This window comes from Mycolicibacterium monacense (genome assembly GCF_010731575.1).
GTDB lineage: Bacteria > Actinomycetota > Actinomycetes > Mycobacteriales > Mycobacteriaceae > Mycobacterium > Mycobacterium monacense.
The window spans coordinates 5,587,068-5,609,700 of the sequence record NZ_AP022617.1 but is presented as its reverse complement, the minus strand read 5'-3'; the positions used below and the strand labels follow the sequence as shown (position 1 = coordinate 5,609,700).

The 22,633-nt window shown below is 68.7% G+C and carries 23 protein-coding genes and 1 riboswitch; of the genes, 9 read left to right on the top strand and 14 right to left on the bottom strand.

What is annotated here, in order from left to right:
* Nucleotides 1-143: 143 nt before the first annotated feature.
* From G6N49_RS26920 to disA, 3 genes are all read left to right on the top strand, one after another.
* Nucleotides 144-722 carry a copper chaperone PCu(A)C domain-containing protein gene (locus G6N49_RS26920; RefSeq protein ID WP_011857197.1) on the top strand — a complete coding sequence of 193 codons (579 nt, stop codon included), beginning with the start codon at nucleotides 144-146 and terminating at the stop codon, nucleotides 720-722.
* Nucleotides 723-785: 63 nt separating this feature from the next.
* Nucleotides 786-2,186 (top strand): DNA repair protein RadA, encoded by a 1,401-nt coding sequence (gene radA / locus G6N49_RS26915; RefSeq protein WP_011857198.1) that lies wholly within the window; start codon nucleotides 786-788, stop codon nucleotides 2,184-2,186.
* A 139-nt stretch (nucleotides 2,187-2,325) separates the two neighbouring features.
* Nucleotides 2,326-3,441: a DNA integrity scanning diadenylate cyclase DisA gene (disA, locus tag G6N49_RS26910; protein WP_011562120.1), complete on the top strand. Its 1,116-nt coding sequence runs from the start codon at nucleotides 2,326-2,328 to the stop codon at nucleotides 3,439-3,441.
* Between the two features lie 6 nt (nucleotides 3,442-3,447).
* Here the strand turns inward: disA and G6N49_RS26905 are convergent, their stop codons facing one another.
* Both G6N49_RS26905 and G6N49_RS26900 read right to left on the bottom strand, forming a co-directional pair.
* On the bottom strand, nucleotides 3,448-4,218 hold the full coding sequence (locus G6N49_RS26905; RefSeq protein ID WP_011857199.1) for a hypothetical protein: 771 nt from the start codon (nucleotides 4,216-4,218) through the stop codon (nucleotides 3,448-3,450).
* A 57-nt stretch (nucleotides 4,219-4,275) separates the two neighbouring features.
* Nucleotides 4,276-4,896, bottom strand: coding sequence for a carbonic anhydrase (locus G6N49_RS26900; RefSeq protein ID WP_011768389.1), 621 nt, complete (start codon nucleotides 4,894-4,896; stop codon nucleotides 4,276-4,278).
* A 29-nt stretch (nucleotides 4,897-4,925) separates the two neighbouring features.
* Between G6N49_RS26900 and G6N49_RS26895 the strand changes: the two genes are divergently transcribed.
* Together G6N49_RS26895 and G6N49_RS26890 are read left to right on the top strand one after the other, a co-directional pair.
* On the top strand, nucleotides 4,926-5,792 hold the full coding sequence (locus G6N49_RS26895) for an iron-sulfur binding domain-containing protein (protein ID WP_011562123.1): 867 nt from the start codon (nucleotides 4,926-4,928) through the stop codon (nucleotides 5,790-5,792).
* A 60-nt stretch (nucleotides 5,793-5,852) separates the two neighbouring features.
* Entirely contained in the window at nucleotides 5,853-7,724 is a 1,872-nt protein-coding gene (locus G6N49_RS26890; protein WP_011857200.1) for a putative bifunctional diguanylate cyclase/phosphodiesterase, read from the top strand.
* A gap of 2 nt (nucleotides 7,725-7,726) precedes the next feature.
* Here G6N49_RS26890 and G6N49_RS26885 read toward each other — a convergent pair whose 3' ends face one another.
* Nucleotides 7,727-8,707, bottom strand: a complete 981-nt coding sequence (locus G6N49_RS26885; protein ID WP_011857201.1) for a GlxA family transcriptional regulator — start codon at nucleotides 8,705-8,707, stop codon at nucleotides 7,727-7,729.
* Nucleotides 8,708-8,778: 71 nt separating this feature from the next.
* Between G6N49_RS26885 and G6N49_RS26880 the strand changes: the two genes are divergently transcribed.
* Nucleotides 8,779-9,042 (top strand): hypothetical protein, encoded by a 264-nt coding sequence (locus G6N49_RS26880; RefSeq protein ID WP_011562126.1) that lies wholly within the window; start codon nucleotides 8,779-8,781, stop codon nucleotides 9,040-9,042.
* Here the strand turns inward: G6N49_RS26880 and G6N49_RS26875 are convergent.
* Nucleotides 9,016-9,786: an alpha/beta fold hydrolase gene (locus G6N49_RS26875; RefSeq protein ID WP_041925175.1), complete on the bottom strand. Its 771-nt coding sequence runs from the start codon at nucleotides 9,784-9,786 to the stop codon at nucleotides 9,016-9,018. The two genes, G6N49_RS26880 and G6N49_RS26875, sit on opposite strands and share 27 nt — an antisense overlap.
* A 38-nt stretch (nucleotides 9,787-9,824) precedes the next feature.
* Here G6N49_RS26875 and mhuD point away from each other — a divergent pair, with 38 nt between their 5' ends.
* Complete coding sequence (gene mhuD, locus G6N49_RS26870) at nucleotides 9,825-10,154, top strand: mycobilin-forming heme oxygenase MhuD (RefSeq protein ID WP_011562128.1); 330 nt, start codon at nucleotides 9,825-9,827, stop codon at nucleotides 10,152-10,154.
* A 13-nt stretch (nucleotides 10,155-10,167) separates the two neighbouring features.
* On the top strand, nucleotides 10,168-11,499 hold the full coding sequence (locus G6N49_RS26865) for a serine hydrolase (RefSeq protein WP_011857203.1): 1,332 nt from the start codon (nucleotides 10,168-10,170) through the stop codon (nucleotides 11,497-11,499).
* Here G6N49_RS26865 and G6N49_RS26860 read toward each other — a convergent pair.
* From G6N49_RS26860 to lysS, 6 genes are all read right to left on the bottom strand, one after another.
* Complete coding sequence (locus G6N49_RS26860) at nucleotides 11,496-12,047, bottom strand: histidine phosphatase family protein (RefSeq protein WP_011857204.1); 552 nt, start codon at nucleotides 12,045-12,047, stop codon at nucleotides 11,496-11,498. The two genes, G6N49_RS26865 and G6N49_RS26860, sit on opposite strands and share 4 nt — an antisense overlap.
* A complete protein-coding gene (locus G6N49_RS26855) occupies nucleotides 12,044-12,841 on the bottom strand; it encodes a CbtA family protein (RefSeq protein ID WP_011857205.1) in 798 nt (265 codons plus the stop codon). The genes G6N49_RS26860 and G6N49_RS26855 overlap by 4 nt, the downstream gene beginning before the upstream one ends.
* Before the next feature lie 28 nt (nucleotides 12,842-12,869).
* Nucleotides 12,870-13,088, bottom strand: a complete 219-nt coding sequence (locus G6N49_RS26850; protein ID WP_011857206.1) for a CbtB domain-containing protein — start codon at nucleotides 13,086-13,088, stop codon at nucleotides 12,870-12,872.
* A riboswitch (cobalamin riboswitch) is annotated at nucleotides 13,063-13,188 on the bottom strand. (Overlaps the previous gene by 26 nt.)
* Nucleotides 13,189-13,316: 128 nt before the next feature.
* Nucleotides 13,317-15,860, bottom strand: coding sequence for an ATP-dependent protease ATP-binding subunit ClpC (gene clpC1, locus G6N49_RS26845; protein WP_011857207.1), 2,544 nt, complete (start codon nucleotides 15,858-15,860; stop codon nucleotides 13,317-13,319).
* 284 nt (nucleotides 15,861-16,144) lie between these two features.
* Entirely contained in the window at nucleotides 16,145-16,486 is a 342-nt protein-coding gene (gene lsr2, locus G6N49_RS26840; protein WP_011562134.1) for a histone-like nucleoid-structuring protein Lsr2, read from the bottom strand.
* A gap of 115 nt (nucleotides 16,487-16,601) precedes the next feature.
* On the bottom strand, nucleotides 16,602-18,140 hold the full coding sequence (gene lysS / locus G6N49_RS26835) for a lysine--tRNA ligase (RefSeq protein ID WP_011857208.1): 1,539 nt from the start codon (nucleotides 18,138-18,140) through the stop codon (nucleotides 16,602-16,604).
* A gap of 82 nt (nucleotides 18,141-18,222) precedes the next feature.
* Here lysS and G6N49_RS26830 point away from each other — a divergent pair, with 82 nt between their 5' ends.
* Nucleotides 18,223-19,473 carry an alanine racemase gene (locus tag G6N49_RS26830; protein ID WP_011857209.1) on the top strand — a complete coding sequence of 417 codons (1,251 nt, stop codon included), beginning with the start codon at nucleotides 18,223-18,225 and terminating at the stop codon, nucleotides 19,471-19,473.
* On the opposite strand, the gene G6N49_RS26825 is transcribed toward G6N49_RS26830, so the two are convergent.
* From G6N49_RS26825 to G6N49_RS26810, 4 genes are read right to left on the bottom strand one after another with little or no spacing between them, the layout of a single operon-like run.
* Complete coding sequence (locus G6N49_RS26825) at nucleotides 19,470-20,273, bottom strand: type III pantothenate kinase (protein ID WP_011562137.1); 804 nt, start codon at nucleotides 20,271-20,273, stop codon at nucleotides 19,470-19,472. The genes G6N49_RS26830 and G6N49_RS26825 overlap by 4 nt on opposite strands.
* A 29-nt stretch (nucleotides 20,274-20,302) precedes the next feature.
* Entirely contained in the window at nucleotides 20,303-20,710 is a 408-nt protein-coding gene (panD, locus tag G6N49_RS26820) for an aspartate 1-decarboxylase (RefSeq protein WP_011562138.1), read from the bottom strand.
* Entirely contained in the window at nucleotides 20,710-21,651 is a 942-nt protein-coding gene (gene panC / locus G6N49_RS26815; RefSeq protein ID WP_011857210.1) for a pantoate--beta-alanine ligase, read from the bottom strand. The genes panD and panC overlap by 1 nt, the downstream gene beginning before the upstream one ends.
* Nucleotides 21,648-22,589, bottom strand: coding sequence for a Rossmann-like and DUF2520 domain-containing protein (locus G6N49_RS26810; protein WP_011857211.1), 942 nt, complete (start codon nucleotides 22,587-22,589; stop codon nucleotides 21,648-21,650). Before G6N49_RS26810 ends, panC begins: the two co-directional genes overlap by 4 nt.
* Between the last annotated feature and the right edge of the window lie 44 nt (nucleotides 22,590-22,633).

Genomic DNA, 22,633 nt, shown 5'->3' with positions numbered 1-22,633 from the left:
CCGTTGTAGGTGGCGCGCAACACTGTTGGAGGGTGCGTGGGCGCGTGCCGTGCGGCCCACCGTCGCCACCACCGACCGTCACCTACTACTCTGCATAGTCGAACTGTGTACGACCGCTGGGCGACCCTCTGCAGGAGGCTTGAGTGAACCGCATCCATCCGCGCGCTTCTGCCGTCACCGCCGGGCTCGCCGCCTGCGGGCTGGCGTTCGCCCTCACCGCCTGCGGGTCCGGCCAGATCTCCCAGACCGCCACGCAGGCGCCCGCCGTCAACGGCGTCAACGCCGGTACCGGTGACGTCTCGCTGCGCAACGTCCACCTGCGCGCCCCGCAGACCTCGGATTACGTCCGTCCGGGCAGCGATGTCGAACTCCTCTTCGTGGCCACCAACGATTCGCCCGACCAGCCCGACAAGCTGGTGTCCATCCGCTCCGACATCGGATCGGTGCCGGTGCGCGGGAAGGCCGACATCGCGCCGGGTGGCGTGCTGGTCGCCGGCGAACCCGACGGTCAGACCGCCGCGTTGGAGAGCGTCGAGGCGGCCGAACCCCTGACCGTCGACGTGAAGCTGACCAAGCCGATCACCAACGGGCTGACCTACCCCTTCACGTTCACGTTCGAGCGCAGCGGTGAGGTCACCGTCCAGGTCCCGATCTCGGCGGGCGAGGCGCCGCGGCGTGACGACAGCGGCGGCGGCGGCTCCGAGCACTCCGGCGGACACTGACCCGTAGCGCGACACGGGCACGGCCCGAGTCGATCTGTCGGCCCCGACCGATACCGTCGTCCCGTGGCCAAGGCACGTTCTCAATACCGCTGTTCTGAGTGCCGGCACATCACCGCCAAATGGGTGGGCCGCTGCCCGGACTGCGGCACATGGGGAACGGTCGAGGAAGTCGCGGTCCTGGCCGCCGTGGCCGGCGCACCCGCCCGCCACGCGGTGGCGCCCGCCTCCCCCGCCGTCCCGATCAGCAGCATCGACCCGGGCCGTACCAGACACGACGAGACCGGGATCAGCGAACTCGACCGGGTCCTCGGCGGTGGGCTGGTACCCGGTTCGGTGACGCTGCTCGCCGGTGATCCGGGCGTCGGCAAGTCGACCCTGCTCCTCGAGGTCGCACACCGATGGGCCGTGTCGGGGCGGCGGGCGCTGTACCTGACCGGTGAGGAGTCGGCCGGCCAGGTGCGCCTGCGGGCCGAGCGCACCGGCTGTACCCATGACGAGCTGTATCTCGCCGCGGAATCCGATCTGCCCACCGCGCTGGGCCACATCGACGCCGTGCAGCCGAGCCTCGTGGTCGTCGACTCCGTGCAGACCATGTCCACCAGCGAGAACGACGGCGTCACCGGCGGCGTGACCCAGGTGCGGGCCGTCACCACCGCGCTCACGCAGTACGCCAAGGGGGCGGCGGGGCCGGGCGGCCCCGGTGGCATCGCCATGGTGCTGGTCGGGCACGTCACCAAGGACGGGGCGATCGCCGGGCCGCGTTCGCTGGAACATCTGGTCGACGTGGTGCTGCATTTCGAGGGTGACCGCAACTCGACGCTGCGGATGGTGCGCGGGGTCAAGAACCGGTTCGGCGCCGCCGACGAGGTCGGGTGTTTCCAGTTGCACGACAACGGCATCGAATGCGTGGCCGATCCGTCCGGGCTCTTCCGCGACCAGCGCGACACCCCGGTGGCCGGCACCGCGGTGACGGTGACCCTCGACGGTAAACGTCCACTCATCGGCGAGGTGCAGGCGCTGGTCGGGCCGCCCACCGGACCGCATCCCCGCCGCGCCGTCAGCGGGATCGACGCCGCCCGCGCCGCGATGATCGCCGCCGTCCTCGACAAACACGCCAGGCTGCAGGTGGGACCCTGCGACATCTACCTGTCGACCGTCGGCGGTATGCGGCTGACCGACCCGTCGTCGGATCTCGCGGTCGCGATCGCGATGGCCTCCGCGCGCAAGGAACGGGCGATGCCGGCGAACTCGGTGGTGATCGGTGAGCTCGGCCTCGCGGGTGATCTGCGGCGGGTGACGGGTATGGACCGCCGCCTCGCCGAGGCCGCCCGACTGGGGTTCACCACGGCCGTCGTACCGCCCGGCACGACGGGCGTACCGCCCGGCCTTCGAGTGCTGCCCGCCGAGAACATCTCGGCGGCGTTGCGGGTCCTGGACCGCATCGCAGACAATGGCGGCCGATGAGCGCTTGCGCGAAGAGCAGACAGCAGCGATGAGCGCTTGCGCGAAGAGCAGGAAACAGCGATGAGCGCTTGCGCGAAGAGCAGGCAGCAGCGATGAGCGCTTGCGCGAAGAGCAGACAGCAGCGCGCCCGGGAGGAATGATGGCCGTGAAGAACGCCAGGACGAGCAGTAACGTCGTCCAGCTGGCCCGTCCGACGCTGCGGGAGACGCTGGGCCGGCTGGCACCCGGGACACCCTTGCGCGACGGTCTGGAGCGCATCCTGCGTGGCCGCACCGGCGCTCTGATCGTGCTGGGTTACGACGACAGCGTCGAGACGATCTGCGACGGCGGTTTCGAACTCGACGTGCGCTACGCCCCGACCCGGTTACGCGAGCTGTCGAAGATGGACGGCGCCGTCGTGCTCTCCAGTGACGGCACGCGGATCCTGCGGGCCAACGTCCAGCTCGTGCCCGATCCCTCGATCCCGACCGACGAGTCCGGGACGCGTCACCGCTCCGCCGAACGCACCGCGATCCAGACCGGGTATCCGGTGATCTCCGTCAGCCACTCGATGAGCATCGTGACGGTGTACGTGGCCGGCGAGCGGCACGTGGTTCCCGACACCCCGACGATCCTGTCGCGCGCCAACCAGACCATCGCGACGCTCGAGCGCTACAAATCCCGCCTCGACGAGGTGAGCCGCCAGCTGTCGACCGCGGAGATCGAGGACTTCGTGACCCTGCGCGACGTGATGACCGTCGTGCAGCGGTTGGAGATGGTGCGGCGGATCAGCCTGGAGATCGACGCCGACGTGGTCGAACTCGGCACCGACGGCCGGCAGCTCAAACTGCAGCTCGAGGAGCTCGTGGGTGACAACGACACCGCCCGCGAGCTGATCGTGCGCGACTACCACGCCAACCCCGACCCGCCGACTCCCGCCCAGGTCAGCGCGACACTCGAGGAACTGGATTCGCTGTCGGACAACGAACTGCTCGACTTCACCACGCTGGCAAGGGTTTTCGGATATCCGTCCACCCTCGAGGCGCAGGACTCGGCGATGAGCTCCCGCGGTTACCGCGCGATGGCCGGCATCCCCCGTCTGCAGTTCGCCCACGTGGATCTGCTGGTGCGTTCGTTCGGCTCACTGCAGGGCCTACTGGCCGCCAGCGCCGACGATCTGCAGTCGGTGGAGGGCATCGGTTCGATGTGGGCACGCCACATCAGGGAGGGTCTGTCGCTGCTGGCCGAGTCGACGATCGCCGACCGGCTGGCCTGACCGACCTCAGCCCGCGCCTGCGGCGGGCGGCTGCGCACCCGGGGCGCCGGGCGCCGGCGCCTGACCCGGCGGCGTGGCCGGGGCCAGGATGAACGGCACCGGGGACGACCGGAGATTGCCCAGCTGGACGATCAGGTTGTAGGTGCCCGCGCCGATCGGCTGACGGGGCAGCGGGCACTGCGGTGCCGAACCCATTCCCGTCCAGGTGACCTCGGTGGTGACCTGTTCACCCGGGGCGAAGGTCTTGACCAGGGTCTCGTTCGAGGGGGCACAGTCGAGGTTGGACCACAGGCGGGTGTTGTCCAGTGAGTACACGTACGCCGCCAGCACCGCCGCGCCGACGTCGCGCTTGCAGGCGACCAGGCCGATGTTGGTGACGACCATCGTGAACTTCGGCTGATCGCCGACGACGTACTCGGGCTGGCTGGTGATGCCCTTGACGGCGAGCGTGGAATCCGGGCAGTCGTCGCCCTCCTGCAGCACCGGCGGCGGCGCGACGGCCGCGGTGGGCGTCGGCGTGGGCGGCGGCGCCTGCTGCGGCGGCGGCACGATCGGGGTCTTGACCTCGGGGTTCTCCCCCGGCAACGGCGTCGGCGGCGCCTCGGCGACGGACTGCTTGTCGGCGTTCTTCGTTTCCGCGCCGGAACCGCCCGACACCACCATCACGACCACTGCGGCGACGATCCCGATGACCACCACCGCGACGCCCAGCGCCAGCGCCCTGCGACGCCAGTAAATCTGCGTAGGCAGTGGGCCTTGCGGTTCCAGATCCAGCACACGACCACGGTAAAGCCCGGTCAGGCCCGATCGGCCGAGGTGCCTCGGCGTGTCGCGCTAGGCTTCGCCGATGTCACCCAGGTGAGCGCGCAACTGAGCCCGGCCGTCGGCCAGGTGGTAGGTGACACCGGCGATCGCGACCTTGCCCGCCTCGATGCGCGAGGCGATCGCACTGGACCGGTCGCGCAACTGCACCGCGGTCTCGTTGACGTGCCGCTCCTCGAACTCGTCGACCCGGCTCAACCCGTCCCGCCTGCCCAGCAGGATCGACGGCGTCACCCGCTCGACGATGTCGCGCACGTACCCGCCGGGCACCACACCCTCGTCGAGCGCCGCGAGCGTGGCCTTCACCGCACCGCAGCTGTCGTGCCCGAGCACCACGATCAGCGGCACCTCGAGCACCGTCACCGCGAACTCGATGGAGCCGAGCACCGCGGAGTCGATGACGTGGCCGGCGGTGCGCACCACGAACATGTCGCCGAGGCCCTGGTCGAAGATGATCTCGGCGGCCACCCGGCTGTCGCCGCAGCCGAACACCACCGTGGTGGGGCGCTGCCCCTCGGCGAGGCTGGCGCGGTAGTCGATGCTCTGGCTCGGATGCTCCGGCCGACCAGCGACGAAGCGCTCGTTACCCTCTTTGAGTGCCTTCCACGCGGTCACCGGGCTGGAGTTCGGCATGCCGCATATTGTGCCTGAGTGGTTGAGAGATGATCGATCCGGCCGACGTTCTGGCGTGGTACGACCGCGAGCAGCGGGATCTGCCATGGCGCAGACCCGGTGTGACGCCGTGGCAGATCCTGGTCAGCGAGTTCATGTTGCAGCAGACTCCGGTGGCCCGCGTCGAACCGATCTGGCTGAGCTGGATCGAGCGCTGGCCGACTCCGTCGGCGACCGCGGCGGCCGGCGTCGCCGACGTGTTGCGGGCGTGGGGCAAGCTCGGATACCCGCGCCGCGCGAAGCGTCTCCATGAGTGCGCGACGGTGATCGCGATCGAACACGGCGATGAGGTGCCCTCGGACGTCGAGGTGTTGCTGACGCTCCCGGGCATCGGCGCATACACCGCCAGAGCCGTGGCTTGCTTCGCCTACGGGCAGCGGGTCCCGGTGGTCGACACCAACGTGCGCCGGGTCATCGCCCGGGCGGTGCACGGCCGCGCCGACAGCCCGCCGAGCAGCCGCGACCTCGACGATGTCGCGACCCTGCTCCCGGAAGGCCCTGAGGCGCCACGGTTCTCGGTCGCGGTGATGGAACTGGGCGCGACGGTGTGCACCGCGCGCACTCCGCGCTGCGGCCTGTGCCCGCTGGGCACCTGCACCTGGCGTTCGCTCGGATATCCGGCCGCGTCCGCACCCGCACGCAAGGTGCAGCGCTACGCGGGCACCGACCGCCAGGTGAGGGGCCGGCTGCTCGATGTGCTGCGCGGCAGCAGCTCGCCGGTGTCGCGCGACCAACTCGACGTCGTGTGGTTGACCGACCCGGCACAGCGCGATCGTGCGCTGGATTCGCTGCTGATCGACGGGCTGGTCGAGCAGACCGCCGACGGCCGCTTCGCGCTCGCGGGAGAGGGTTCGTGAACGCAGTCGTACCAGCGTGGTCGCCCACCCGGGCGCACCTCTGCGGGATACCGTGAGCAGATGACCCGGACCCTCGATCAGGTCGTCACCGCGGCGGCCGCGGAGTTGATGGCGGCCACCGCCACCAACGTGGTCGAAAGCTGCACCCGGGTCCTCGCCGACGTCGTCGCCCACCTGGGGGTCGACTTCAGCTTCCTGCGGCACAACGACCACACCATCAAGGCCACCAAGCTGGTCGCCGAATGGCCGATCCGCGACCACATCCCGGACCCGGACCCGATCGGCACCATCTACTTCGCCGAGGCCGACCCCGTCTTCCGGCAGGCCGAGTACCTCAAGACACCGCTCATCGTGCGTCCCGAACCGGACAACGACGACTACCAGCGCCGGATCGAGGAGGGCCGAGGCGTGCCGTCGGTGTCGATGGCATGCGTGCCATTGCTCTCGGGTGAGATGACCTCTGGCATCCTCGGCTTCATCAAGATCGGTGACCGTGAGTGGACCACCGAGGAGCAGAACGCGCTGCAGGCGATCGCCACGCTGTTCGCCCAGCTGCAGGCCCGCATCGCCGCCGAGGAGCAGCTCCAGTACCTCGCCGAACACGACGATCTGTCCGGACTGCTGAACCGCCGGGCGCTGATGGCACACCTCGACCGAAGGCTCGCCGAGGGTCAGCCCGGTCCGGTGTCGGTGCTGTTCCTCGATCTCGACCGGCTCAAGACCGTCAACGACTATCTGGGCCACAGCGCCGGTGACCAGTTCATCAAGATGTTCGCCGAGCGGTTGCGGGCGGGCACCGAGAAGCCCGCCGTGATCGCCCGCGTCGGCGGTGACGAGTTCGTGGTGGTCCCCGATGAGCCGATGGACGTCGTGGCGGTCGAGAGTTTCGCCCGCCGGCTGCAGACGTGGTTGCAGCGGCGGGTCGTGATCGACGGCGAGATGCTTGCGCGCACAGTGAGCATCGGGGTCGCCGTCGGCACTCCCGGTGACGACACCACATCGGATCTGCTGCGCCGCGCCGACCAGGCGGCGCTGTCGGCGAAGAGCACCGGCGGCAGCAAGACGGCGGTGTTCACCACGGAGATGGCGTCCCAGCACGCCATCCGCAACGACATCGAACTGCACCTCGAGGGTGTCATCGACGAGGCGAGCAGCGCGCTCGTCCTGCACTACCTACCCGAGATCGACATGCGCACCGGGAAGGTGCTCGGCACCGAGGCACTGGTCCGCTGGCGGCATCCGACCCGGGGCCTGCTGCTGCCCGAGTCGTTCATCGGGGTGGCCGAATCCATCAACCTCGCAGGCAAACTCGGCCGACTGGTGATGCGCTCGGCATGCGCGGACTTCGCCCGCTGGAGGTCGCGCCGCACCGCAGGCGACGCCATCCTGCGCCTCAACGTCTCACCCGTGCAACTGGTTTCGGACGGTTTCGCGGCGACCGTCGCCGGCACCCTCGACGAGTTCGGGGTCGACGGTTCCGCGGTGTGCCTGGAGATCACCGAGAGCGTGGTGGTCCAGGACATCGAGGCCACCCGCCACACACTGGCCGCACTCAAAGAGGTCGGCGTGCGCATCGCGATCGACGACTTCGGTACCGGCTACAGCGTTCTCACGCACCTGAAGTCACTGCCCGTCGACACCGTCAAGATCGACCGCAGCTTCGTCCGTGACCTCGGCGCCAGCCCCGGCGACCTGGCGATCGTTCGGGCCATCCTGGCGTTGGCCGATGCGTTCGAACTCGAGGTGGTGGCCGAGGGGGTGGAGACCGTCGCGGCCGCCAAGACGCTGCTCGAACTGGGTTGCCCACGCGCGCAGGGGTTCATGCTGTCGCGTCCGGTCGACGCCGCGGCGATGGAGGCGTTGTTCCGTGAGGGGCGCATCGCCGTCGACGCGTGGCGTGACGACGCCGCAACCGTGAACGGGCGGCCGTAGCCCTAGGCGGTCCGCTCCGCCTGGGTGTCGTTGCAGCAGAACCGCCTGCGGTAGTCGGTGGGCGTCACGCCGATGATCCGCCGGAAGTGGTGGCGCAGCAGGGTGGCCGTACCGAAGCCGGACCGCTCGGCGATGCGGTCGATGTCGAGATCGCTCTCCTCCAGCATCCGACGCGCGTAGAGCACCCGCTGATCGGTCACCCACTGCATGGGCGTGGTGCCGGTCTCCTCGACGAAGCGACGGGCGAACGTGCGCGCCGACATGTTGGCCCGCCGGGCGAGCGTGCTGACGGTGTGCGGTTTGTCGAGATTGGCCACGATCCAATCCAGATGCGGGGCAAAGCGTTCCGAGCACCTGACCGGGATCGGCTGTTCGATGTACTGCCGCTGGCCGCCGTCGCGCTGCGGTGGTACGACCATCCGGCGGGCGATCCGGTTGGTGACCTCGCTGCCCAGTTCGCGCCGGACCAGGTGCAGACAGGCGTCGATACCGGCCGCGGTTCCCGCACTGGTGATCAGGTTGCCGTCGTCGACGAACAGCACGTTGCGGTCGACGCGCGCGGTCGGGTACATCCGCGCCAGCAGATCGGCGTACATCCAGTGCGTCGTACACGGCCGACCGTCGAGCAGGCCCGCGGCGCCGACGACGAACGCCCCGGAGCAGACCGTCAGGATGATCGACCCGCCCGCCGCCGCCTCGCGCAGCACTTCCAGCGCCTCGGGCGGATAGCCGTTCTTCCCGGAGGCTATCGCGGGCACCGCGACCAGGTCGGCACCGAGTAGATCGCCGTAGTCGTGCTGCGGGGTGAGGTGCGCGCCGATCGTCGTGCGCACGGGTTCACCGGCCACCGGTCCGCAGACCTTGAAGTCGAAGTTGGGGACGCCGTCGGCCGATCGGTCGATACCGAAGACCTCGCAGATGACGCCGAACTCGAAAACCGCTAGACCGTCGAGCACCAGTGTCGATACGCTTTTCAACGCCATGGCAGCATATTAGCGCAAGACGGCAGTGCTGCCACTGTTGGCGGTAAGTACCCCGTCGAAAGATATCTGCCATGAGTACAGCACTGATCTCCCTCGCCGTGTTGAGTCCGTTCGCCCTGACCGCCGTGCTGATCTGGACGGCGCGCCGGGCCGGGGTCCTGCGCTGGGATCTCGACCAGTTCCGCGTATGGGCGCCGATGGCAGGCCGATTCGACAGCCGCTACGACGAGGACCGGGATTCCTACCGCGTCCAGCACGACCTCGACGCGATCCGCACCCGCTTCGAGGAGCACCCGGTGTGGCCGACCTCAGGCGCGCTGGGCGAGCGTCGTTAAGAATGCCTCGACGGCGCCACGGAAGACCTCCGGTTGCTCGTCGTGGATGAGGTGACCGGCGTCGGGAACCCGCAGATACGTTGTCCGATAGCCGGTTTCGGCCATCCGGCGCATCTGGCCCGGCGGCGTGACGGAGTTGCCCGCCTCCAGCAGCAGCGCCGGGACCCGCACCTGCTGCCACTGCTGCCAGTAGTCCCGCTGCCCCCACTCGGCGGCGATGTCGATCCAGTGGCGCCGCCGCCCGTGCAGGCGCCACCCGGTCGCGGTCCGGTCGAACGCCTCGAGGAAGTAACGCCCGGCGATCGGACCGAATTCGGCGAACACCTGCTGTTCGGTCTCGAACTCGACGGGCAGCGCGTGCAGCCACGGTTCCCAGGGCCCGGTGGTGCGGCCGCGGAAGTCCGGCGCCATGTCCTCGACCACCACCGCGTTGACCAGGTCGGGCCGGGTCGCGGCCAGACACCACGCATGCAGACCGCCCATCGAATGCCCGATCAGCGTGACCGGCGACCCGAGGCGCGCGACCGCGTCACCGAGTTCGGCCACGAAGTGTTCGGTGCTGATCGGACGCGGATCCACCACGTCGCGGCCCCGGTGCCACGGCGCGTCGTAGGTGTAGACCGTGGCGAGACCCGTCAGCCACGGCAGCTGACGGCCCCACGTGCTGCCACGTCCCATCAGGCCGTGTACCAGCACCAGGGGTGCGCCGTCTCCGCCCCGGGGGGTCAACAGTGGGGAGTCCATGTGCTCATCTTGCCCAGCCAAAGCGGTAACCTGACCGCATGCCCAGCCAGAACCCTGTGGTGAAGATCAACGCAATCGAGGTCCCGCCGGACGCCGGCCCGGAACTGGAGAAGCGGTTCGCGCACCGCGCACACGCCGTGGACAACCAGCCCGGCTTCCTCGGTTTCCAGCTGCTGCGGCCCGTCAAGGGTGAGAACCGCTACTTCGTCGTCACGCAGTGGGAGACCGAAGAGGCCTTCCAGGCGTGGGCGACCGGCCCGGCGATCGAGGCGCACAAGGGTCAGGCCGCCAACCCGGTCGCGACCGGCGCCTCGCTGCTGGAGTTCGAGGTCGTGCTCGACGTTGCGGGGTCCGGCGACAAGGCCTGACGGGACGCGGACAGTGCGCCGGGTGGCCGGCCTGGTGACTGCTGCCGCGCTCGTCGTCTCCTCAGTGTCCGGATGCGGTCAGACGAACACCGCTCCGGCCGACGCCGCCTACGGCGCCCACATCGGTACCAGCACGCCACAGGGTCTGCGGGCCAAACAGACCATGGACATGGTCAATTCGGACTGGCCCATCGGCGACGTCAACGTGCGCACGATGGCCGTCGAGGACCAGGTCGACCACATCATCGACGCCATGGGCAATCTGTGGTGGGACCGCCCGATCACCGTCACCGGCGTGGACATCCGCGCGGGCACCGCCACGCTGCACGTCAAGACGCCGTACGGCGCCGAACAGGACATCGAGTTGCGCACCGACGACAACGGTCTGGTCGACCGGTTCGACGTATCGCTGCGCTCTCCGGTGATCGAGAAGTGGTCGGACATCGACGCTGTGCTGGCCGCCTCCGGTGCGCGGTACTCCTACCAGGTGTCGCGGGTCGCCGAGGGCGGCAAGTGTCAGCGGGTGGCGGGGACCAACACCGAGATGTCGCTGCCGCTGGCGTCGATCTTCAAGCTCTACGTGCTGCTCGCGGTGGCCGAGGCGGTCAAGGTCGGCAGCGTGGAGTGGGACGACGAGCTGACCATCACCGAGCGTGCGAAGGCCGTCGGCTCGGCCGGTCTGGAGGAGTTGCCGCCAGGGGCGACCGTATCGGTGCGCGCGGCGGCCCAGCAGATGATCTCCTCCAGCGACAACATGGCGACGGACCTGCTCATCGAGCGCCTCGGGCCTGGTGCGGTGGAGCGGGCGCTGGTGGCCGCCGGGCACCACGACCCGGCCAGCATGACGCCGTTCCCCACGATGCACGAGATGTTCTCGGTCGGCTGGGGTGAGCCGGATCTGCGCGAACAGTGGAAACAGGCCGACCATCGTGGCCGCGTGGCGCTGCTGAAACAGACCGACTCACGGCCGTACGAACCCGACCCGACCCGTACGCACACCCCGGCCTCCGACTACGGCGCCGAGTGGTACGGCAGCGCATCCGACATCTGCCGCGTCCACTCCGCCCTGCAGGCCGCGGCCGTCGGCGAGGCCGCACCGGTCAAGGACATCCTGTCGGCCATCCCCGGGGTCGAGTTGGACCGTGCCAAGTGGCCCTACATCGGCGCCAAGGGCGGCAACCTGCCCGGCGACCTGACGTTCAGCTGGTACGCCGTCGACCACACCGGCCAGCCGTGGGTGGTCAGCTTCCAGCTCAACTGGCCCCGCTACCGGAGCCGGACCGCGGCCAGCTGGCTGCTGTCGATCGTGCACCAGACGTTCGCGATGGTGCCCGTCGCCGATTAAGGCGACGACCGCAACGTCCACGCGTGCCCGCGGAAGTGCAGGACGGTACGGCTGACCGGCGCGACGTCGATGCGCCAGAACGATCGGGCCGGGGCGTCGAGCGCCACCAGGATCGCCGCACGCACCACTGCAGGATGGGTGACGGCGACGAACCGGCCGCGCCGGCCGGCCATCGAGTCCATCCAGCGGCGCACCCGCTCGATCACCTGGACGACGGTCTCCCCGCCGTGCGGCGCCTGGGCGGGTTCGGTGAGCCAGATCGCGAGCTCGGCGGGCTCCACACCGCCCAGCACATCACCACGCCACCGTCCGCAATCCAGATCGGCGAGCAGCGGATCGGCGACCGCGTGCAGACCGAGCAGTTCGGCGGTCTGCCTGGTCCGCTTCTCCGGCCCGCAGTACGCGGCGTCGGTGGGCCCCAACTCCACACACGCGTCGGCCTGACGGTGGCCCTGCGCGTTCAGCGGTTCGTCGGTGGGGAATCGTCCGGCCGACACGGCGTCGGTCATCGCATGCGACACCAGCGTCAGCCGGACGACCTCGCTCACGTCCGGAGGGCTTCGCGCCGGCCGTCGAGCAGCCGCGATGCCAGCGGGGCGAACACCAGCGCGATCGTCGCCCACATCACGACCTGCGTTCCCAGTGAGTACAGCCGGAAGTCGTAGAGGACGTCGGCCGGGAAACCCTCGTAGACGATCGCGCCGGAGTCATCGCGCAGCGGACCCGGGGTCTCGTCGATGGTCGGCAGGATGAGCATCAGCACCGCGCCGGCGACCACGTAGGCGCCCGCACCGGCCAGCGTCGCGTTCCAGGTGCCGAGCCGTTCCTGCAGTCGGCGTCCGAGGTACACGGCGCCGACGAGCAGCGCGGCCGACACGACGACCATCAGCAGATACAGCAGCGTCCGCTGCCGGAGGGTCTCGTCGAGGCTGAGTGCGGGCGGGCTGGCCGGGTACTTCAGGGACGGAACGACGTAGAGGCTCAGCAGCATGCCGCCGGCGACGTACAGCGACAGCAGCCGGGCCGAGACGTCGCCGACCCGCCCGTAGGCGACGGCGAACACGATCGCGAACAGCGCGCCCATCGCGACGCAGAACGCCAGCATGCCGAAGCCCAGGCCGACGTTCATCTGGATGGCGCGGGAGAATCCGCCCCCGTCCGCACCGTGACTGTGACCGTGGCCCGCGGCATGGTCCATGGCCTGCCGGGCCTCGCCGAGGCCGTCCTCGTAGCCGATGGCGAGGTCGATGGCCGGTTCGACGAAGATCCGCGCGAAGACGAATGCGACAACGGCTGCGAGGGCACCGGCCAGGAGGCCGCGCCCGATGATCTGCTTCTCCATGTTGATTTGTCTCTCCGATGCCGGTCGGTCAGTGGCAGGGGAAACCGAGGAGATGGCGTGCGTCGTGGATGAATTCGTGGATCGCCGTGTTGTCGGCGCCGAAGACCGACGTGGCCCCCTGATCGAAGCCGAGGAAGTAGAGCACCAGCAGCGCGAGGAACGCGGTGGCCGACAACCAGACCGCGGCGCGTGTGGCCGACAGGTCGATGGCCGGTACCCGGGTCTTGCGGGCTTGCTGAGACGTCATCAGGGGTCCTTTCCGGGATTCCGCGTCCCGAGTGGAGTGAAGCAGGCGTCGGGTCTGACTCTCACAGTGGCGCGACCGTTCTGGATTCTCACCAGATTCCTTCGCCTGCCGATTACATCGCACATCCTAAGCACTGCGCGCGGGAATCGCGCCGCGGCCCTCCGTCGACGCCGGGAAAGACGAGACGGGCGGCCACCGTGAGGTGACCGCCCGTCCTGCGACTCGTCGTTACTCGGCTGCGCTCGGCGCACCGGCGGCGCCGGCCTGCGCCAGATCCGGCTCGACCGGCTCGGACCGCTTCGGACCACCGCTGAAGGTGAACTTCGCGTCCTCGCCCGCTCCCTGGCCGTCCCAGTTCTCGACGTCCACGGTGATCAGCTGACCGGGTCCGATCTCCTCGAACAGGATCTTCTCCGACAGCTGGTCCTCGATCTCGCGCTGGATCGTGCGACGCAGCGGCCGCGCACCGAGCACGGGGTCGAACCCGCGCTTGGCCAGCAGTGACTTGGCCCGGTCGGTGAGCTCCATCGTCATGTCCTTGGCCCGCAGCTGATTGCCGACCCGGCCGATCATCAGGTCGACCATCTTGATGATCTCGTCCTGCGTCAGCTGGTGGAACACGATGATGTCGTCGATGCGGTTGAGGAACTCCGGGCGGAAGTGCTTCTTCAGCTCGTCGTTGACCTTCTGCTTCATCCGCTCGTAGTTGTTCTCGCCGCCGCCCTGGGTGAAGCCCAGCCCGACCGCCTTGCTGATGTCGGAGGTACCGAGGTTCGAGGTGAAGATCAGCACGGTGTTCTTGAAGTCGACCGTGCGGCCCTGACCGTCGGTGAGACGGCCGTCCTCGAGGACCTGCAGGAGGCTGTTGTAGATCTCCTGGTGGGCCTTCTCGATCTCGTCGAACAGCACGACCGAGAACGGCTTGCGCCGCACCTTCTCGGTGAGCTGGCCGCCCTCTTCGTAACCGACGTAGCCCGGAGGGGCACCGAACAGCCGCGACGCGGTGAAGCGGTCGTGGAACTCGCCCATGTCGATCTGGATGAGCGCATCGTCGTCGCCGAACAGGAAGTTCGCCAGCGCCTTCGAGAGCTCGGTCTTACCGACACCGGACGGGCCGGCGAAGATGAACGAACCCGACGGCCGCTTGGGGTCCTTCAGCCCGGCGCGGGTGCGGCGGATCGCCTTCGAGACCGCCTTGACGGCGTCCTCCTGGCCGATGATCCGCTTGTGCAGCTCATCCTCCATGCGCAGCAGCCGAGTCGTCTCCTCCTCGGTCAGCTTGAACACGGGGATGCCGGTCCAGTTGCCGAGCACCTCGGCGATCTGCTCGTCGTCGACCTCGGCCACGACGTCCAGATCACCCGAGCGCCACTGCTTCTCCCGCTCGGCACGCTGGGCGACGAGTTGCTTCTCCTTGTCGCGCAGGCTCGCGGCCTTCTCGAAGTCCTGCGCGTCGATCGCGGACTCCTTCTCCCGGCGGGCGTCGGCGATCTTCTCGTCGAACTCGCGCAGGTCCGGCGGAGCGGTCATCCGGCGGATCCGCATCCGGGCGCCGGCCTCGTCGATCAGGTCGATCGCCTTGTCCGGCAGGAACCGGTCGTTGATGTAGCGGTCGGCCAGCGTCGCGGCGGCCACCATCGCGCTGTCGGTGATCGAGACGCGGTGGTGCGCCTCGTACCGGTCGCGCAGACCCTTGAGGATCTCGATGGTGTGCTCGACGGTCGGCTCACCCACCTGCACCGGCTGGAAGCGGCGTTCCAGGGCGGCGTCCTTCTCGATGTACTTGCGGTACTCGTCGAGGGTGGTGGCGCCGATGGTCTGCAGCTCACCGCGGGCCAGCTTCGGCTTGAGGATGCTGGCGGCGTCGATCGCGCCCTCGGCGGCACCCGCGCCGACGAGCGTGTGCAGCTCGTCGATGAACAGGATGATGTCGCCGCGGGTGTTGATCTCCTTGAGCACCTTCTTCAGGCGCTCCTCGAAGTCACCGCGGTAGCGGCTGCCGGCGACCAGTGAGCCCAGGTCGAGGGTGTAGAGCTGCTTGTCCTTCAGCGTCTCGGGCACCTCGCCGTGGACGATCGCCTGCGCGAGGCCCTCGACGACGGCGGTCTTGCCGACGCCGGGCTCGCCGATCAGCACGGGGTTGTTCTTGGTGCGGCGGCTCAGCACCTGCATGACCCGCTCGATTTCCTTCTCGCGGCCGATGACGGGGTCGAGCTTGCCCTCCATCGCGGCGGCGGTCAGGTTGCGGCCGAACTGGTCGAGCACCAACGAGGTCGAGGGGTTGCCGGATTCGCCGCCGCGGCCGCCGGTGCCGGCCTCCGCGGACTCCTTGCCCTGGTAGCCGGACAGCAGCTGGATGACCTGCTGGCGCACGCGCGTCAGTTCGGCGCCGAGCTTCACGAGAACCTGAGCGGCGACGCCTTCGCCCTCACGGATCAACCCGAGCAGGATGTGCTCGGTGCCGATGTAGTTGTGGCCGAGCTGCAGCGCCTCGCGCAGGGACAGCTCGAGCACCTTCTTGGCGCGCGGGGTGAAGGGGATGTGACCGGACGGCGCCTGCTGGCCCTGGCCGATGATCTCCTCGACCTGGCTGCGCACGCCTTCCAGCGAGATGCCCAGCGACTCGAGAGACTTGGCCGCTACGCCCTCACCCTCGTGAATGAGTCCCAGCAGGATGTGCTCGGTGCCGATGTAGTTGTGGTTGAGCATCCGGGCTTCTTCTTGAGCCAGGACGACGACCCTGCGGGCACGGTCGGTAAAACGTTCGAACATCGGTGGTTACCTGCTCTCCATCGCATAGGTGGCGTACGCGGTCCGCACCACTTCACCGAACTGCGGTACACCTGCCGTCCACTCTATCGGGCGGCCGCAGCGAGCGCCGTGGTTGGCGGTCCGTACCGCCGTGCGCCGCGCTGCTGACCATGTCAACGCCGCAGTTCGACGATTCGTTTCCGCGGCCGGCCGGCGATCGGTTCGCCACCAGCGAAACCCGTCCACCTGGGAAGGAGACGCAAAACGGGCAACGCGCGAACGCGTTGCCCGTTCGTCGTACGGCGCTAGGTGGCGGCGTGGAACGCGTCGATGACGTCGGCGGGGATACGGCCCCTGGTCGAGACATTGTGGCCGTTGCGGCGGGCCCACTCGCGGATCGCGGCGCTCTGCTCGCGATCGATGGCGCCGCGGCCCCTGGTGGGTCCGGTGGCGCGGCCGCGACGACGACCGCCGACGCGACGTCCGGCCTCGACCCACTGTTTCAGGTCTTCGCGGAGTTTCTTGGCATTCTTGCTGGAGAGGTCGATCTCATAGCTGACTCCGTCGAGCCCGAATTCAACCGTTTCATCGGCGGTACCTTCACCGTCGAAATCATCGACCAACGTGACGGTGACTTTCTTCGCCATCAGTTCACACTGACCCTTCTACCTGCGCTTGGTGGATAGTTTTGGCTACCGGATTCTCGGCCTCCAATGTGCCATATAAACCTACACTATTCAACGACGCTCCTATCCCAGGAGTTCAGCCGCCGTGCCGCCGAACAATCGGGAAGAGAATTGTCTCTCTAATTGACAGTCCAGTCAGCGCCATCAGCAACCGGTCGATGCCCATTCCGGTACCGGTGGACGGCGGCATGCCGTACTCCAATGCCGCCAGGAAATCGTCGTCGAGAACCATTGCCTCGTCGTCACCGGCAGCGGCCGCTCGCGCCTGCTCCTCGAATCGCTCGCGCTGAATTATCGGATCGATGAGTTCGGAATAGCCGGTCGCCAACTCGAACTTGCGGACATAGAGATCCCACTTCTCGGTGACGCCGGGAACGCTGCGGTGCGACCGGGTGAGCGGGGTCGTCTCCACCGGGAAGTCCCGCACGAAGGTCGGCGCCCAGAGATCCTCGCCGACGGTGTGCTCCCACAGTTCCTCGATCAATTTCCCGTGGCCGTATCCGCGGTCACGGGGAATCTCCACACCGAGCCGGTCGGCGATCCGCCAGAGTTCGTCGGCGGGGGTCTGCGGGGTGATCTCCTCACCCAGCGCCGCGGACAGCGAGGGGTACATTTCCAACGACTCCCACTCACCGTCCAGGTCGTAGACAGTGCCATCGGCCAATGGCACTTGACGGGTGCCGATCGCCTCGTCGGCGACTTCCTGAATTAGTTCCCGCGTCACCACCGCGGAATCGTTGTAGTCGCCATACGCCTGATAAGTCTCCAGCATCGCGAATTCGGGAGAATGCGTGGAATCGATACCTTCGTTTCGGAAGTTGCGATTCAACTCGAAGACCTTCTCGAAACCACCGACCAGGGCACGCTTGAGGAACAACTCCGGCGCGATACGCAGGTATAGGTCCACATCGAGCGCATTGGAGTGGGTGACGAACGGCCGGGCCGCCGCACCGCCGGCCAGGGTCTGCAGCATCGGCGTCTCGAGTTCGAGGAAGCCGCGCCGCTCGAGCGCGTTGCGGAGCGCACGCACGACGGCCACGCGTTGACGTGCGATGGTGCGGGCCTCCGGACGCACGATGAGGTCGACGTAGCGCTGCCGCACCCGCGCCTCCTCGCTCATTTCCTTGTGCGCGACCGGAAGCGGCCGCAGCGCCTTGGAGATGATTTGCCAGGAATCGGCGAGCACAGAGAGCTCACCGCGACGGGAACTGATGACCTGGCCGTGGACGGACACGATGTCACCCAGGTCGACGTCGGCTTTCCAGCTGTCCAGCGATTCCTGCCCCACCTCGGCCAGGCTGATCATGGCCTGCAGCTGCGTACCGTCGCCCTCCTGCAGGGTCGCGAAACACAGCTTCCCCGAGTTGCGGGCGAATACGACGCGCCCGGCGACGCCGACGATCTCGCCGGTCTGCGAGTCGACCGGCAGGTCGGGGAAGGCGGCGCGAACTTCGGCGAGCGTGTGCGTGCGGTCCACGTCCACCGGGTAGGGGTCGCGACCCTCGGCCAGCAGACGTTCCCGCTTGGCCTGACGAATGCGGAACTGCTCGGGAATGTCAGGGTCGTTATCGGGCGCGTTGTTCTCGGGCGTGTTGTCGCCGCCGGTCGGTGTCACGGGGTGCCAGCTTAACGCTGCTCACGAGAACCCCCTGCACGCCGCGATCGCCTCCCGGTGTCCATCCGCCTTTAATGAACGAATGCGCAGCCCCATCGACCACGGCGCCGTCGCGGCGCTGGCCGACCAACCGCTCGACTGGCGGTACAAAGGGCTGCCGGCCGAATGGTGGGGTGCCACTCCCGCGCAGATCTGCGGGGACTCACCGGAGTTGTTCTCGGCCGGCGTCCTCGGCCCGGTGTGCGTGTTAAGGGCCTCCGCGCTGACACACAACCTGGTGACGATGGCGCGCTGGTGCCGCCGGCGCGGCGTGGAGTTGGCCCCGCACGCCAAGACCCACCTGGCCCCGCAACTGCTGGCCCGCCAATTGGACGCGGGCGCCGTCGCCGTCACCGCCGCGACCGTGAGCCAGGTCCGGATCCTGCGCGCGTTCGGCGTTCGTGACGTGCTGCTCGCCAACGAGGTCGTCGACCGCGCGGGGCTGGTGTGGCTGGCGCGCGAGATGGCGGCCGATCCGGAATTCCGGGTGGTCTGCTGGGTGGATTCGCTGCGCGGTGTCGAGCTCATGTCGGCGGCGTTGGCGGATGCGGTGCGCCCGCTCGACGTGTGCGTGGAAGTCGGGATGGCCGGCGGGCGCACCGGCTGCCGCACCACGGCGGAGGTGGATGCGGTGGCGCGGGCGGTCACGGCGTCGCCGCGGCTGCGCCTGGTCGGCGTCGCGGGGTACGAGGCGGCGTGCGGTCAGGACGTGAACGCGGAGGCGCTGGCCGTGGTGACCGGATACCTCACCGACGTGCGGGCCGCGGTCGAACGGTTGGCCACCGCGTTCGAGACGGACGACGTCCTGGTGACCGCAGGCGGCAGCACCTACTTCGACCTGGTCACGGACGTCTTGACCGGCGGCTGGCCGGCCGGGCTGACCGTGCGCACCGTGCTGCGCAGCGGCTGTTACCTCACCCACGACGACGGCCTCTACGCGCGGACCTCACCGCTACAGCGGGCCGGCGCGGGCGGTCTCACAGCGGCAATGAGCGTATGGGCACAGGTGATCTCGCGTCCGGAGGAGGAGTTGGCGCTGGTCGGGATGGGACGTCGCGACGTGTCGTTCGATCAAGGGCTGCCGGTGCCGAGACTCCTGCCCGGCAGCGAGGTCACCCGACTCAACGACCAGCACGCCTATCTGCGGCTCGGCGCACACGACACCGGTGTGCGAGTCGGCGACTGGCTGGAATTCGGTGTGTCGCATCCGTGTACGACGTTCGACAAATGGCCGATGATTCCGGTGCTGGACGACGGCAACCGGGTCGTCGACCTGATCCGGACGTACTTCTAGCGGCGGCCGCGCTGGCCGTCGCGGTTGCGTTCGAACACCAGGCGCAGCCCGTCGAGGGTGAGGTGGCGGTCGTAATGCGCGACCGTGTGCACGTCCGGAAGCACCAGCGGGGCCGTGTGGCCGGTGGCGACCACCGCGACGTCGGTGCCGGAGAACCCGGCGACGTCTTCGCGGATCCGGTTGACCAGACCGTCCACCAGGCCGGCGAAACCGAACAGAGCACCCGACTGCATGCACTCGACGGTGTTCTTCCCGATCACCGAACGTGGCCGGGTCAGTTCGACGCGGCGCAGCGCCGCCGAACGGGCCGCCGCCGCATCCGAGGACACCTGCACCCCGGGCGCGATCGCCCCGCCGAGGAACTCCCCCTTGGCCGAAACGACGTCGACGCAGATCGAGGAGCCGAAGTCGACCACGATGGCCGCGGTGCCGAACCGGTGATAGGCCGCCAGACAGTTGACGATCCGGTCCGCCCCGACCTCCTTGGGGTTGTCGACGAGCAGCGGGATGCCGGTGCGCACACCCGGTTCGATCATCACGTGCGGAACCGACGGCCAATACTGTTCGAGCATCAGGCGGACCTCGTGGAGCACCGACGGCACCGTCGACAGCCCGACCGCGCCGGTGAGACGCTCGGAGTCCTCACCGATCAGACCGTCGATGGTCAGCGCGAGCTCGTCGGCGGTCGCTTCGGATTCGGTCCGGATCCGCCACTGCTGCACGACTTTCGCGTGATCGCCGGATCCGGAGATCAGGCCGACGGTGGTGTGGGTGTTGCGGACGTCGATGGCGAGCAGCACTGCGCTACCTCGTCATCTCTCGGGTCGGCTCAACGCGGAGACATCAGGTCGACGGCGGTGTCCGGCACCATCGCCGGGTCGGCGCCGAGATGGACCTGCCGGTTGTCGGCGTCGACGAAGACCACCCGCGGCTGATATGCGCGCGCCTCGGCGTCTTCCATGGTGCCGTAGGCGATCAGGATGACCAGATCGCCGGGATGCACGAGATGTGCTGCGGCGCCGTTGATCCCGATCACCCCGCTGCCGCGGGCGCCGGTGATCGCGTAGGTCACCAGGCGGTTGCCGTTGTCGATGTCGACGATCGTGACCTGCTCACCCTCGATGAGGTCGGCGGCGTCCATCAGATCGGCGTCGATGGTGACCGAGCCGACGTAGTGCAGATCGGACTGCGTGACGGTGGCTCGGTGGATCTTCGACTTCAGCATCGTGCGAAGCATCAGTTCCTCCAGGGCAGTTGATGGTCGGGCGAACCGACCCGGGGGTGGCCGTCGATACCGTCCGATGCGCCGATGTCGACGGCGATGTTGTCGAGCAGCCTGGTCTGGCCGAGTCGCGCCGCCACCAGTAGGCGGGCCGCCCCCTCGTGCGGCACCGGACCCAGCATGGGGTCGCGGACCTGCAGGTAGTCGACCTCGATGGCGGGGACCTCGTCGAGAACGGCGCGTGCGGCGTCCAGCGTGGCGGCCGCACCGTTGGACGCGGCGTACATCCCGGCCAGCAGGGCGGCCGACAGCGCGCCGGCCTGTTCGCGTTCGACCTCGTCGAGGTAGCGGTTGCGCGACGACAGCGCGAGCCCGTCGGCCTCACGGACCGTCGGCACGCCGACGATCCGGGTGTCGATGTTGAGATCGGTGACCATCTGCCGGATCAGCACCAACTGCTGGTAGTCCTTCTCACCGAAGAACGCCCGGTCGGGCCGCACGATGTGCAGCAGCTTGCACACCACGGTGAGCACACCCGCGAAATGGCCTGGGCGCGAAGCACCTTCGAGATCATCACCGAGCGGACCGGGATGCACCGAGGTCCGCGTGCCGTAGGGGTACATATCGCCGACCGTGGGCGTGAACGCGATCTCGACACCTTCGGCACGCAGCGCGGCGAGGTCGTCGTCGAGTGTGCGTGGATACGCGTCGAGATCCTCCCCCGCACCGAACTGCAACGGGTTGACGAAGATCGACACGACGACAACGGCGCCCTGCACCCGTTTGGCGGCACGGATCAGCGTCAGATGGCCTTCGTGCAACGCGCCCATCGTCGGGACGAGCACGACACGCCTGCCGGTGGAGCGCAGCGCGCGCGTGACGTCGGTGACATCGCGCGGCGCGCGGTAGACGTTGAGTTCGCCTTTGGCGAATCGGGTTGGCCTGCGGGCGGTCATGACTGCGCCGCCAGGGCCGCGAAGACGTCCTCGGATGCGTGCGCCCGCTGGGCGGTACGCAGCGAGTTCGTCCGGTACGCCTCTGCCAGTTCGGGATTCACCTCGGCGAGCGCGCGCAGATGCGCACTGATCGCGGGCGCGTCACCGCGCGCAACCGGACCCGTCAGCGCGGCCTGGCCGCGCTGCAGCGCGTTCTCGAGCGACGCCCTGGCCAGCGGGGCGATCACCCGCTCCGCGATCCCACCCGGCGCATCCCCCACGAGTTCCTGACCCAACAGTTCCTGCCCCCACAACGCGGACCGCAGCGCCTCGACCGCGTCGAGGATCACGGTGGTGACGTGATTGCCGGCATGCGCCAGCGCCGCGTGGTACAGCGGGCGGGCGTCTTCCCGGACCCGGAACGGCTCGCCGCCGATCTCCAGCACCAGCGACTGCGCGATCGCGTATCCGACGTCGTCGGCGGCGGTGATGCCGAAGCACGCGTCGGACAGCCGGGCGATGTCCTCGTCGGCGCCGGTGAAGGTCATGGCCGGGTGGATGGCCAGGGGTATGCACCCGCGTTCGCTCAGCGGTGCGAGGATGCCGACCCCGTTGGCGCCGGAGGTGTGGGCGACGATGGCGCCCGGCCGGACCGTGCCGGTGGCCGCCAGACCGGAGACCACTGCGGAGAGTTCGGCGTCCGGGACGGCCAGCACCAACAGCTCCGCACGATCCGCGACGTCGTGGATCGGCATGACGGCGCTGTCGGGCAGTCGCCGCTGGGCTCGCCGGCGCGACGCCTGCGAGATGGCACCGCACGCGACCACGACGTGGCCGGCACGCTCGAGTGCGACGCCCAGCGCGGTGCCCACCCGACCGGCGGAGATGATGCCGACCGACAGCCGGGCCGGGCGGAGGTCGCCCGGCGGACCCCACGACGGTGCTGGGGGCTGCTCCATTGCAGACGACCTCGCAAGTCTCGAGTTCTCGTTACGTTCCGGTC